The organism is Bradyrhizobium yuanmingense, assembly GCF_900094575.1.
Lineage (GTDB): Bacteria > Pseudomonadota > Alphaproteobacteria > Rhizobiales > Xanthobacteraceae > Bradyrhizobium > Bradyrhizobium yuanmingense.
In genome coordinates this window covers 93,844-106,369 of sequence record NZ_FMAE01000004.1, presented here as the reverse complement: position 1 = coordinate 106,369, position 12,526 = coordinate 93,844, and the positions used below count along the sequence as shown (strand labels likewise).

Below are 12,526 nucleotides of genomic sequence, written 5' to 3'. Positions count from 1 at the left end.
TCAGGAATCAGACCGTTCGAAGGAACCCGCAGATTCTCCCAGGGCGGCGCTTTTCCGATCAGAGTTGAGCCAGGCGCGGCATCGCGACGTGGCATTTCAATCGAGCGCATTTTGCATGACACTCGTCATATGCAAAATGCCCTCGAATTGAGACCTGCCCATGCTGCGGGCAGTTCTAGGCGATCGCATTCCAGAGCATCTTGAGGAAGAGCCGAGGTAATGTCCGATCCAGCCATCATTACAATAGATCGATGAGGGGAATGCCTCACTTGATAAGGGTGTCCGGATCTCCTTCGCAGCCCCGCGCGCAAACGTATTGATCATGATGCATTCCGGAGTGCCTCTCGCGTCGGTGCACGAGCGGGAATGCGCGCATCGAGATTTACGGATGCGCGCAAAACACTCATCATTTAGAGAATTGGAATACGGATTTGATCCGCTCTCCCGCATTAGCGACAGGGATAACCCAAATGGGAGTAGATCCCGGCGCAGGACTAAGCATTGTAGTGTATGGTTCGTTGTTAGTTAGATCCTGATTTATCCCCCGAAGCGCGTCCACATAAGAATCCGGGAGAACAAGCATTACGTGCGGACCGGTGTAGTACCACTTCTCAACTTTCTTTGGATCCGTTTTCGTGAATACATTCTGTCCCTCCCGCGCCTCCCCCATAAGCATGTACGAGAGGCCCACTCGGTCGATGTTTGGCTTTTTTCCTGAGATAGTAGCCTCCGCCCATTTCATCATTACTTCATCCATACACATGGGATTATGCTGAGGTCTTCCGGGAATATCGGGCATGCAAGTCCAACCATTGGTACCCTCGCGCAGCATTCGGTATTGGTGAGTGCCTTCCTTGGGCCAATCCATCACGGCCGCCCGATCGGTGATGCTGGGCGGCCCGGCGCTCAGAGCATTTGCGATCTTCCATTCATCGGAGTGCTCTGATGTGGTGAATGTGCCCGGAGGTAGGGGCGCAGTCGCGGTAGAAAGGTCCTCCGCACGAGCTACCGATGAGATCGCTGCAAGGCAGACCACATAGAACGCCGTTTTCTTCATAGACTTTCTCTCCTTCGGTATACGCGTGGAACGCATGCTCATCTTCCGGGGCGATTGGCCTCCGAAGCAGTTCAATAGGCCCGTCAACGGCTCTTTCTGTCTGGGATTTAGGGGCTGTGTATTCGCGCGTTTCAGTCTCTCGTCTGCGGAAGTACTGCCTTCCGCTCGTTTGAATATCGAACTCTCAATTTTAGCAGTCGATCGGTTCAAACGCCCCCGTCTGGCCTATCGCTTGGTCGACGACCTCGAGAATTGCCCGCTTGCCCTCTACAATGGAGATCAGGTCCCGCGCGTCCCACGCTTCTACGATGGCCGCATCGAGTGCCCTAATTTCGATGAGTAGCTGCGAACGCGCTCTCTTGAGCTTATCTCCCGTGAGGTCGCATATCTCTCTGCGTTCGGTCATTCCGCGTCTCCCTTCGATGACTTTCAAGCAATGGCCGGCCCTATTCTTGGTCGCTCTTCTGCGCAGTTTTCTCAGGGGCGGTTCAGAGCAATCCTGCGCACACGGCCCTGTCGTACCTCTTTAGCGGATCACTCACGCACCACCCTTTTTGCTACTGCAGGGTACGATCTAAACGCTGACGTATGATCGTCTCGGCCTCTATCATGATCCGATCGAGCAGATCCTTGACAGTTGGAACATCGTTGATCAGGCCGACCACCATACCGCAGCTCCAGCCCCCAGCATCCATCTCCCCATCCTTCATGACTTTCGGATAGACCCCAGCAACTTCTGGCGCGATATCGGCGAACGTGACTGCCGTCCCCAGCTCCTTTTCCTTCAGCAAGAGTCGCTCGACACCAGCGTTCTTGAGAACGCGCTCGGTATTGCGCAGCGGCCGCATAATGAGCCGTGTGTCGAGCTCATTTGCTGCGAGGATAGCCTCCTTCACCCGCGGATGTACCGGTGCCTCCTTGGTCGCGATGAACCTCGTTCCCATATTAATGCCGTCCGCCCCCATGGCCAGAGCGCCGACGAGACCACGGCCGTCGGCCATGCCGCCCGACGCCACGAACGGAATCTTCAGTTCGTCGGCGGCCCGCGGCAACAGAATGAAGTTCGGGATATCGTCTTCGCCTGGGTGTCCACCGCATTCGAAGCCGTCGATGCTCAGTGCGTCGACTCCGATCGCCTCGGCTTTCAGAGCGTGGCGCACCGAGGTGCACTTGTGGATGACCTTGATGCCAGCTTCCTTCAAGATCGGCATCCACTTTTGCGGGTTGTTTCCCGCGGTCTCGACGACTTTGATTCCGCCGTCGATAATCGTCCGGATGTAACCGGGATAGTCGGGCGGATTGACTGCAGGAAGGAAGGTGAGATTGACGCCGAACGGCTTATTCGTCATCTGGCGGCACTTCCGGATTTCGGCGGCCAAGTGCTCTGGTGACGGCTGCGTCAACGAAGTGATGAGGCCCAGACCGCCGGCATTGGCTACGGCGGCCGCCAACTCGGCCAACCCAACGTAATGCATCCCGCCCTGGATGATCGGGCGCTCGATCCCGAAGAGTTCCGTGATACGTGTCTTCATTGAAAGCGTCTCCCTGAGCGGTCTGCCGCACCGCGATCGCGGTTTGTGCTACCTTTTCTCGACTTTTTCCGGCGTGATGATCTGGACCTGCACCGGGGCGGCGAAACACTTCACTGCCACGCGACCGAAGGCCCGCATGTGATCAGATTTCGAATGCTGGGCGAGGCGATCGGGAGACTCCCACTCTTCGACGAACGCCAGCTTATGAGGATCGACGGTGCTCTCGAAAAGTTCGTAGGAAATGCAGCCCTCTTCTTGCCGGGTCGCAGCGATCGCGTCCTTCGCGGCTGCGATCAAATCAGCCTTCGCTTCGGGCTTGACCGTCAAAGTGGCAATTACGAAGACCATCTTAATCTTCTCCTTTTTGTTTCCGGAACATCACTGGCAGAATCACTTCGCAAGGGAACCAAACCCGTCGCCCGACATCGCGAGACGCTCCAACAGAGGAACCGGCCTCAACGTCTTATCGCCGTCGACCCCGGACATGTAGACGAGTCGCTCCGCTACCTGAGTGAGGCCGATCTGATCGGCGTGGTACATTGGACCACCGGTCTGCGGCGGCCAGCCGTAGCCGTAGAGCCAGACGAGATCGATGTCGCTGGCCCGGGCCACCATACCCTCTTCAAGGATGCGCGCTCCTTCGTTGATCATCGGATAGATCAGCCGCTCATGGATCTCCTGGTCCGAGAACAAGCGGCGCGTGATGTTCAACTTGCGGCTGGTCGCGATGATCAGCGCCTCAACATCGGGATCGGGTAATGGCGATCTCGACCCTTTTTCATATCGATAATAACCGGCACCCGTCTTTTGACCGAAGCGTCCCGCCTCGCAGAGTGCGTCTTCAAGGGGCGACTTCGCCCCGCTGTCCTTGCGTGACCGCCAGCCGATATCGAGACCGGCCATATCTCCCATGGCGAACGGCCCCATCATGCCGAACTTGCCTGCGACCGCATCGACCTGCTGCGGCGTGGCTCCTTCGAGGAGCATCTTGCGGGCTTGATGGATGCGGACCCCGAGCATGCGGTTTCCGACGAACCCGTGGCACACGCCGACGACGACCGGAACCTTCCCGATCCGACGGGCCGCGCCGACGGCCGTCGCAAGGACTTCGGGCGAGGTCGCTCGTCCCCGAACGATTTCGCAGAGCTTCATGATGTTCGCCGGGCTGAAGAAGTGCATGCCGACGACGTCTCCGGGGCGCTTCGTCATGTCAGCAATCGCATTCACATCCAGATAGGAGGTGTTAGTGGCCAGAACTGCGCCTGGCTTGGCGATCGCGTCGAGCTTGGAGAATACTTCCTTCTTGATCTCCATCGTCTCGAAGACCGCCTCGATGATTAGATCGGCGTCGGACGCATCCTCCAGCTTTCCTCCGCCGGCAATCAACCGCGTTCGCTTATTCGCGTCTTCCGAGGAGAGCGAGCCTCTTGCGCTCATCGATGCATAGGTGTCGGCGATGTTCTTCATGCCCTGCTCAAGTGCACCCGATGCCACATCGATGAGCCTGACCGAAATGCCGGCATTGGCGACGGACATTGCGATGCCACGCCCCATCGTTCCCGCACCAATGATCGCAACCGATTGCACTTTCCGGGGCCGGACTTCCGGTCTTATGCCTTCGATCTTGTTGCCGCTTCTCTCGGCGAAAAACACATGGCGCAAGGCCTTTGACTGGTCGCCAGCCCGCAGGCGCGTGAACAGATCCCACTCGCGCTTGATTGCCTCATCGAATGGCACGTCGAGACACCATGCGACAGCTTCCACGCACGCCATCGGCGCCTCGAGACCCCTGTTGCGCTTGACCGCTTCTGCAGCGGCTTTCGTAAAGATGCCGCGGTCGGCGCGCGCGGCTGCCAGCTTGGAATCGTCGTTACGCAACGACCTCAGCTGTTGCTTTTCCTGCAGGACTTTCCGAGCGAACGCGACGCCACTGGCGATCGGATCGGCAGTGAAGATCTCCTGGATCAAACCGAGCTTCAGCGCCTCATCGGCACCGATGGCATCTCCGGTGACGATCAGTTGAACCGCCCTTTCCGGACCGATTGCGCGCGGCAGGCGTTGAGTTCCGCCCCCGCCCGGGATTAGACCGAGCTTGACTTCAGGCTGACCGAGCTTTGCGTCCTTCCTAGCGATACGGAAATGACACCCCATCGCAACCTCGAGTCCGCCTCCCAAGGCTACGCCGTGGATAGCCGCGACTGTAGGCTTGGTGGGGTTTTCAAGAAGATGGTTGATCTCATCGATGCTCGCTCCGTGCATGTTTTGGCCGAATTCGCGGATGTCGGCTCCGCTGATGAAGGTTTTTTCGGCGCAGGCGAGAACCACGGCCGCGTATTGGTCATCCTTGAGAATCTGCTCAAGATTGTCTCGCAATCCGTTTCGGACCGCCGCTCCTAGCGCGTTGACTGGAGGATTGTCGACCAGCAGAACTGCGATGTTGCCGTGTTTCTGAACAGAGACGGGAGATTGCATCTGAGCCTCGATAGATTTGTGAACGGCCCGGTGGTCGGCCCGGCGCATAGCCCTGTCCCAAACGATGCTTCAGGACTTGTAGCGGAATCCGGCTGTCCGGTGCGGATCACGGCCTCGTAGAATTTCTTGCGAGCGCCTTTGTTGCACGGCGCCCTGTCGAAGGGTTCGATGTTGGCGTGCTTGACGGCCTTGCGGAGGGAATGGCGGCGAGCCGGGCGCTTAGCACGTTATTCAACGCACCGTGGTATGCCTTGCCAATCGGAGGACGGGCAGCAGTCATAATAACGACTTCTCTCATAGACAGTTTCCGGTCCCCGGTTTGCAACTTACTTGCGATAGTCGTTGGTATAGCCCGCTGGCAGGGGCAGCCAGAGCGCATGTGGCGACCACCTATTCACTGGTGAATAGCTGTGGCGTCCGCCCGGACGCAGCGCTAAGTCTAGGATTTGCGTTTAGGTTGTCTGCGAGCCGTTCCGCCAGAGGCGAACCAGGTCTTGGAAGCCGCGAATTCGTTCTCAAGAAAGCGGCGTACTTGGCGCGTTAATTTGCGAAGATCACTTTCGCGGCGGCGCAGCAACCAGACGTCCATCAATAGCGATTCCTGCGGCAGGACAGGGACAAGACCCTCTGCCAACGCAAACGGCGCAGCCAAGAATGCGATTCCCAATCCTTCGCAAGCCGCTGAATAGTGGCTTGCAATTGGCATGAGACGCAACGTCCTGCTGCCCTCGGCGGCCTTCAAGAAACTCGTCAACAGCGGCATGCTGCCAGCGCGTTCTCCTCGAAGTCCCGAGAAGTCTCCGGAACTTCCGATAAAATCGTGGCCCATGAGATCGCCGACGGTCTTCGGCTGCCCGCGGTGCGAGAGATAGGTCTCCGAGGCGTAGATGCCAAAGCCGATCGTTGTGACCTTGCGGCCAATGAGTTCATTCTCTCCCGGGTGTCCCATGCGGATCACGAAATCGAGGTCGCTGTTCGCGAGATTCTGCTGTTCGACGGTCGAATTGATGTGCAGGCGAATGTTCGGATGGAGCTCGTACAGTCTGTGAACGCGGGGCAGCAGCCAGTGCTTCGTAAGACCCTCGGTTGCCGAAATCTTGACCGCAGCCGATCTTGGTCCAACGCGCAGTCGCAAGTCGCGGTGGAAACTGCCGAACGTGTCGACAACACCGCCAGCAGCGCGTTTCAGCTCTTTCCCCTCTTGCGTCAGTGTGACGCCCGATGGCACACGGAAGAAAAGGGGTGCGCCGACGTAGCGTTCGAGCTCCTTGAGCCGCCGGCTCAAAGTCGGCTGGCTCATATTGAGTTCGCGGGCTGCCGCATTGACGCTGCCGCTGTTGGCGACGGCAAAGAAGAGCCTGAAAAGATCCCAATTCGCTTCGCTCAAATTGGCCTCCAACCCGACGAACCATCGATCGGCCTAGCAGCCTCAGTTCACCTGTCTTTCGTACCCTTTCCAGTACCGTTCTCTCAGTTCCCTCTTCAGTATCTTTCCCGTCGAATTGCGAGGTAACGTCTCCGCGTAGTCGATCGACTTCGGGACCTTGTACCCAGCTATTCGTTCACGCGCATAATTCAGGATCTCGACACTGTCCTCCTGCTGGCCCGGCTTGAGGACGATCACAGCCTTCACCGCTTCGCCCCACCGTTCGTCGGGAACGCCGATCACCGCGACGTCGGCAACCGCGGGGTGGCCGAAAATCGCGTTTTCGACTTCCGCGGGATAGATGTTCTCTCCACCCGACACGATCATGTCCTTGACGCGATCATGAATGAACAGATAGCCGTCGGCATCGATGTAACCGGCATCGCCAGTCCTCAACCACCCATCGCGCAGCGTCCGGGCCGTCTCTGCGTCACGATTCCAGTAGCCTTTCATGTTCTTGACAGTGCGGCACAGGATCTCTCCGACTTCGCCGGGGCTCACCGCATTGCCGTCCGCACCTTCGATGCGCAGTTCAACTCCGGCGATCGGCCGTCCACAGGACTTCATGTGCGCTCCGTCCGGACAACGATGATCTTCCGCTGATAGAACGGTGATTCCACCAGTTGTCTCGGTGAGGCCGTATATTTGGATGAAGCTGGTCGCCTTGAACCGCGACAAGGCGCTCTGAAGGAGCGCAAGAGGAATCGGAGACGCGCCGTAGACGATGCAACGGATCGACGACACGTCGGCGTCGGCGATGCCTTTGTTCTCCAAGATGAACTTGATCATCGCTGGCACCATAAACGACACGGTTATCCGCTCCTCTTCGATCAGCGAAATAACGTGCTGTGGTACGAATTCCCGAACCAGAACGATCCTGAGGCCGGCGATCAGGCTGAGCATGCCGACGCCGCAGCCCGCGATGTGAAACAGTGGCATCGCAACAAGAGCGACATCGTGGGAAGACCAATGCCCCCACGCCGTTAGCGTATCGGACATTCCCGATAAAATGTTCCGGTTGGTCAACTGAACGCCCTTCGGGTGTCCCGTGGTGCCGCTGGTGTAGAGTTGCATGCAGACGTCGTCCGGAGCGCCAGAAGTCACCGCATCGCTCCAGTCCTGCCCATTTCGCCATGCTTCATAGTGTTCGTTGATCACGATCACCGCCTTCAGATTCTGCAGTTCCCCGCGTACCTGCTCGATCAGAAGCGCGAAAATCTCGCCTATGAACAGGACCTTTGCCGACGAATCCTTGACGATGTAGGCGACTTCAGGCGGCGCCAGCCTAGCGTTCACGGGCACGATGACGGCATTGCACTTGGCGGCACCAAGCCAGATCTCGAAAAACCGGTCGACGTTCTTGTCCAGGACGGCCACCCGATCCCCAGGAGCTACGCCCATCAGCCGAAGTCCATTTGCTACCCGGCTGGACGCCTCCTGCAGATCCGCGTAGGTTGTGCTTCGACCTTCGAAGGAAATCGCCACTGCGGCGCCGGAGGCGGCAGCATGAAACCGCGGAACGTCAGCGAGCGTCTTAAGTGTCGTAACGATCTGCTCGTTCTCGCGTTTGCTGATTTGATTCATGGCGTCCTCCATCTGCTGTTGTTTCGTTCACGTTGGATGGCGGATCCGTCATCCGGTAGGCCATAGATCGACGAAGGCTTATTCAACAATGAATGGTACTGCCTCGGCAAAAAAACCGTCCTCAGCCCGAAGGCTGAGGACGCCAGGGAATCATCGAGCTAGGGAGGGTCGCTTCGACCGTGTGCCCCGGGGCTGAGCGCAAGCATTCGCGCCCAAGTTAGTCAGGATTGGAGATCCGTTATTCAATCGAGCAGCAATCAGATCTCCATGGGCTCGGCGAAATGGGCAATACCGAGCCATTCCGCGATCAGCGCGGGCTTCTCGATCCCCTGGATTTCCACGGAAACTTCGGACCTGGTGAGAAATTCCATCGGACTTCGCGGGGTCACGTCGACGAGCTTGAAATGCGCCCGAATCTTGCTTCCCGACGGAACGGGCGTCACGAAGCGGATCTTGTCGAAGCCGTAATTCACGCTCATGATACGACCGTTGATCCCCGGAAGCGCGTCGACCGCCATCGGTAGAAGCATCGATAGCGTCAGAAATCCATGAGCGATCGTTCCTCGAAACGGTGTTTTTGCAGCCTCCTCTGGATCGACATGGATGAACTGCCGGTCCTCGGTCACCTCCGCAAATTCGTTGATCCGCTTCTGGTCGATCTCGAACCAGCGCGACGTGCCGACGGCCTGGCCCTTGCGGGCCGCGTAATCCTTGAGGTCGATGTAACCTGCCATACGATGGCTCCCGTTCTTGCTCGATGAACATGTCGCGTGGACGCGGCGCAAGGCGCTTAATCGCGGCTGCCAATAACTTCGCCGAACAACTGCCAAGCCCCTCCAGAGGAAGGGCATCAACTGCATCTGCTCCAGCGGCCGATAGTCGTCGCTCGCGGTCTTGATACGAATTGCCGGCAAGAGCACGTTCGATGGACATGTCGATGTTAGCCGCCTGCGAAGGGCATCCCCCCAGAGTTACTCTTGTTCGGTGTTCGCTGGCGCTCGTCAGACGGCTGTAGTGCCGCCGTCGACCGCAAGGATTTGTCCCGTGATATGCTTACCAGCGTTGCTCGCAAACAGAAGTGCGGCACCCTTCAGGTCCTCGTCATCGCCCAGCCGGCGGAGCGGCACACCTTCGATGAGCTTCTCTTCGCCCAGCGCCTTGATGGTCCCGTAGGTCATCTTCGACGGGAAGAAGCCGGGGGCGAGCGCGTTGACGGTGATGCCATACTTGCCCCACTCGCCGGCCAGACCTCTTGTGAAGTTAACGACCGCCGCCTTGCTCGTGTTGTAAGCGAGCGTTCCCAGCCCGCCGCGGTTGCCGCGCAGACCCGCGATCGAAGCCAGATTGATGACCCGGCCGTACTTGTTGGGGATCATCGAGAGCTTTCCGACCCGCTGCGACAACAGGAAGATCGATCGGATGTTGAGGTTCATCACCTTGTCCCAGGCATCGATCGGATGATCCTCGGCGGGGGCCCCCCAAGTCGCACCAGCGTTGTTGACGAGGATGTCGATGCGGCCCAGCTTCTTGAGAGCTTCGTCGGCTAGGCGGGCGACGTCCTCGTCCTTGGAATTGTCCGCGGCGATATAGTCGACCTCGATTCCGAGTCCCGATAGATGCTTCTTTGCCTCTTCGAGATCGGCGGCTTTACGGGAAGAGATCACGAGGCGCGCGCCCTGCTCACCCAGAACCTCCGCGATCTGCAATCCCAGACCACGCGACCCGCCCGTGACGAGCGCGGTCTTACCCTTCAGATCGAAAGCCTTCATGATGCTTGCCATTCCGTTGTCTCCCTTTACTTCTTGAACTTTTCCTGCTGTCTCAGAGATCTGCCGCCGCGAGGTCCATCAATCCCTCGGCACCAAGACTCGCGCGCCGCAACAAGGCGCGTGTCATCGGCAGTTCGCGCTTTGCCCAAAAATGGGCCAACGCGAGCTTGCGCTCATAGAAGGACGACCTAACATCCCCCTCCGCGATCTTCTCGTATGCTCGCGTAGCCATCCGGGCCCACATCATTCCGACCGCGACCACCCCGAAAATATCCATGATATCGTAGGAACCCCCGGCAGCGTCGGTGAGGTCGCCCCCGCGTTGCAGCCACTCTGCGGCCTGCTTGAGATCCGTTGTGCTCTCGTGCAGGGCCTCAGCCAGCTCGTCCAGACGTGGGACTGCCCTGCACTGCTCGATCGCGCTTTCAACTTCCTCGAGGAACGTCGCGAAGAGGCGCCCGTTAGCAGTCGGCATTTTGCGGGCGACAAGATCCAGCGCTTGGACGCCGTTTGCACCTTCGTAGATCTGATAGATACGCGCATCGCGCACGAACTGCTCGACGCCGTTGTCGCGAATATAACCGTGACCGCCGTAGATCTGGACCGTGGCGTTCGCGGTCGCGGAAGCTTGATCGCTGAAATAGGCCTTGATGACCGGGGTCAGTAATTGAACCAGGTCCGCGGCTCGCTGACGCTGCTGCGGGTCCTCGGAATGCCGATCGAGATCGATGAGCAGGGATATCCAAGCGCCGAGCGCCCTTGCTCCCTCGATGAAGGCCCGCTGTCGCAACAGCAACCGCCTGACATCCGGATATTCTGCGATTGTATGTGGCGTCGACGAGCCTTGCTCGCCCTTTCCAGCCACACGCTCGCGCGCGTAGGTTGCGCCGTTTTGGGCTGCTGTCTCCGCGACGGCCAAGGCGGAGATGCCGGTGCCGAGACGGGCGCCGTTCATCATAGCGAACATGCCTGCCATTCCGGCCGCCGAGCTCGTGGCACCCGACTTCTGGCCGCCGCCGGCGAGCCGGTACGCCACGGCTTCCTCGAAGTTCAGGACGCAGGTTGCGTTGCCTTTGATCCCCATTTTCTTTTCGACACTGCCGACGCTGACGCCGTTGCGGCCGAGCATCTTTCCTGTAGCGGGATCAATCGAAAACTTCGGAATCATGAAGAAATTCACCGTCGACAGATCGTCGACGAACTTCCCCTCCGCGTTCGGCAGCTTCGCCAGAACGAGATGAATGATGTTCTCGGACAGGTCATGGTCGCCGCCGGAAATGAAGATCTTCGTGCCCGTGACCCGGTAGGTACCATCAGGCTGTTCGTAGGCCTTTGTCTTCATCAGACGGAGGTCAGTGCCGCAGTGCGGTTCTGTCAGACACATGGTGCCTGTCCACTTCCCGTCGATCATCCGCGGCCTGACGTGCTCCTGCATCCACGCCGCGCCCGATCGGGCGAGCGTGGCGTGAGCAGCGTTCGTCAGGCCGGAATAGAGCGCCAACCCTGCGTTCGCAGAGACGGAGAATTCGGAAACCGGCAGCGCGACGACACCAGGAAGCCCTGCGCCGCCGTGCTCTTCCGGCGCCGCAAGCTTGTTCCACCCTGCATCGCAGTACTGCTGATAGGCCGCCGCAAACCCGTCCGGAGTCCGCACGACGCCGTTTTCAAGCACGCACCCCTGTTCGTCGCCGACTTGATTGAGAGGCTGCAGAACCTCCTCACAAAAGGTCGCCGCCCCCTCGAGGATCTGTCGCGTCAGTTCCTCGCTGACGTTTTCGAACCCGGGAACGTGCGTGAAATCCTGAATTCTCAGGAGTTCATGCAGGATGAACATGTACTCATCAACCGGTGCCTTGTAGGCGACCATCGCACAACTCCAGAATAGAAGATCTCAGCGGCCCTTAAAGACCGCGGCACGACGTTCGACGAAGGACTGGATACCTTCCTTCATGTCTTCGCTGTTCATGACCCGATCGCGGATCTGGGGAATGATGTCGACCGCGGCCTTCTCCCCCGCCTCGATGAACTTGCGACCCGCTTCCTTGGTGATCTGGATGCCGATGGGCGCATTCTTGGCGATCAACTGAGCCAACTCCATGGCTCGTTCCACCTGCTTGCCGGCGGGCACGACCTCCTGGACGAGACCGATCTTGTAGGCCCGCTGGGCGTTGAACTCGTCGCAGAGGAAAAGATGGTACATGGCATCTCCCCAACCGGCTCGCGTCAGATAGCGGAAGTGAGCGCCCCCGAGCGGCGCGATGCCGCGTTTCGATTCCATCTGGCAAAAGCGGGTATCTTCCGCCGCGACGACGATGTCGCCGGCGAGCGAAATCTCGATGCCAACCGTGAAGCAGATGCCCTGAACGGCGGTGACGATTGGCTTGCGGCAACGGTTAGCGAGACCGAAGGGATCGATGTTGCCTTCCTTGCGCGGCTTCACGGTCGCCTTGGGTCCGAAGAACTTCGGCATGTCGAGACCGGCCGTGAAGTCCGAACCATTCGCGCAGAGGACGCCGACCCACAGGTTCTCGTCGCCATCGAGCAGTGTCATTGCGTCCGACAGTTCTGCCATCATTTCGGGGCTGAACGAGTTCTTCTTCGCAGCGTTGTCGATCACGATCTTGAGAACGTGACCGTGCGTTTCATGATAGACGCGTCCCACCGCTTCGACCTTGTCCGACATTTC

The 12,526-nt window shown here is 58.8% G+C and carries 11 protein-coding genes; all 11 read right to left on the bottom strand.

Annotation, left to right across the window (positions count from 1 at the left end; translation table 11 throughout):
* Positions 1-406 precede the first annotated feature (406 nt).
* The 11 genes from GA0061099_RS14010 to GA0061099_RS13960 all read right to left on the bottom strand — a co-directional run bounded on the left by GA0061099_RS14010 (position 407) and on the right by GA0061099_RS13960 (position 12,523).
* On the bottom strand, positions 407-1,057 hold the full coding sequence (locus GA0061099_RS14010; RefSeq protein WP_141697598.1) for a hypothetical protein: 651 nt from the start codon (positions 1,055-1,057) through the stop codon (positions 407-409).
* A 190-nt stretch (positions 1,058-1,247) separates the two neighbouring features.
* Positions 1,248-1,463 carry a hypothetical protein gene (locus GA0061099_RS14005; protein ID WP_074447808.1) on the bottom strand — a complete coding sequence of 72 codons (216 nt, stop codon included), beginning with the start codon at positions 1,461-1,463 and terminating at the stop codon, positions 1,248-1,250.
* Positions 1,464-1,614: 151 nt separating this feature from the next.
* The gene (locus GA0061099_RS14000) at positions 1,615-2,589 is read right to left on the bottom strand and encodes an NAD(P)H-dependent flavin oxidoreductase (protein ID WP_074447807.1); all 975 of its coding nucleotides are present in this window, start codon (positions 2,587-2,589) and stop codon (positions 1,615-1,617) included.
* 48 nt (positions 2,590-2,637) lie between these two features.
* Positions 2,638-2,937: a putative quinol monooxygenase gene (locus tag GA0061099_RS13995; protein WP_074447806.1), complete on the bottom strand. Its 300-nt coding sequence runs from the start codon at positions 2,935-2,937 to the stop codon at positions 2,638-2,640.
* Positions 2,938-2,979: 42 nt separating this feature from the next.
* Positions 2,980-5,061, bottom strand: coding sequence for a 3-hydroxyacyl-CoA dehydrogenase NAD-binding domain-containing protein (locus GA0061099_RS13990; RefSeq protein ID WP_074447930.1), 2,082 nt, complete (start codon positions 5,059-5,061; stop codon positions 2,980-2,982).
* A gap of 439 nt (positions 5,062-5,500) precedes the next feature.
* Positions 5,501-6,448, bottom strand: coding sequence for a LysR family transcriptional regulator (locus GA0061099_RS13985; RefSeq protein WP_074447929.1), 948 nt, complete (start codon positions 6,446-6,448; stop codon positions 5,501-5,503).
* Between the two features lie 42 nt (positions 6,449-6,490).
* Positions 6,491-8,071 (bottom strand): fatty acid--CoA ligase, encoded by a 1,581-nt coding sequence (locus GA0061099_RS13980; RefSeq protein WP_074447928.1) that lies wholly within the window; start codon positions 8,069-8,071, stop codon positions 6,491-6,493.
* Between the two features lie 257 nt (positions 8,072-8,328).
* Positions 8,329-8,991 (bottom strand): MaoC family dehydratase, encoded by a 663-nt coding sequence (locus tag GA0061099_RS13975; RefSeq protein ID WP_338060690.1) that lies wholly within the window; start codon positions 8,989-8,991, stop codon positions 8,329-8,331.
* A gap of 81 nt (positions 8,992-9,072) precedes the next feature.
* On the bottom strand, positions 9,073-9,852 hold the full coding sequence (locus GA0061099_RS13970) for an SDR family oxidoreductase (RefSeq protein ID WP_074447804.1): 780 nt from the start codon (positions 9,850-9,852) through the stop codon (positions 9,073-9,075).
* Between the two features lie 40 nt (positions 9,853-9,892).
* Positions 9,893-11,707: an acyl-CoA dehydrogenase C-terminal domain-containing protein gene (locus tag GA0061099_RS13965; RefSeq protein ID WP_074447803.1), complete on the bottom strand. Its 1,815-nt coding sequence runs from the start codon at positions 11,705-11,707 to the stop codon at positions 9,893-9,895.
* A 24-nt stretch (positions 11,708-11,731) separates the two neighbouring features.
* Entirely contained in the window at positions 11,732-12,523 is a 792-nt protein-coding gene (locus GA0061099_RS13960; RefSeq protein ID WP_074447802.1) for a crotonase/enoyl-CoA hydratase family protein, read from the bottom strand.
* Between the last annotated feature and the right edge of the window lie 3 nt (positions 12,524-12,526).

Coding starts and splice junctions, on each gene's coding strand:
- GA0061099_RS14010 (WP_141697598.1), bottom strand. CDS start 1,057: ATGAAGAAAACGGCGTTCTATGTGGTCTGCCTTGCAGCGATCTCATCG.
- GA0061099_RS14005 (WP_074447808.1), bottom strand. CDS start 1,463: ATGACCGAACGCAGAGAGATATGCGACCTCACGGGAGATAAGCTCAAG.
- GA0061099_RS14000 (WP_074447807.1), bottom strand. CDS start 2,589: ATGAAGACACGTATCACGGAACTCTTCGGGATCGAGCGCCCGATCATC.
- GA0061099_RS13995 (WP_074447806.1), bottom strand. CDS start 2,937: ATGGTCTTCGTAATTGCCACTTTGACGGTCAAGCCCGAAGCGAAGGCT.
- GA0061099_RS13990 (WP_074447930.1), bottom strand. CDS start 5,061: ATGCAATCTCCCGTCTCTGTTCAGAAACACGGCAACATCGCAGTTCTG.
- GA0061099_RS13980 (WP_074447928.1), bottom strand. CDS start 8,071: ATGAATCAAATCAGCAAACGCGAGAACGAGCAGATCGTTACGACACTT.
- GA0061099_RS13970 (WP_074447804.1), bottom strand. CDS start 9,852: ATGGCAAGCATCATGAAGGCTTTCGATCTGAAGGGTAAGACCGCGCTC.
- GA0061099_RS13965 (WP_074447803.1), bottom strand. CDS start 11,707: ATGGTCGCCTACAAGGCACCGGTTGATGAGTACATGTTCATCCTGCAT.
- GA0061099_RS13960 (WP_074447802.1), bottom strand. CDS start 12,523: ATGTCGGACAAGGTCGAAGCGGTGGGACGCGTCTATCATGAAACGCAC.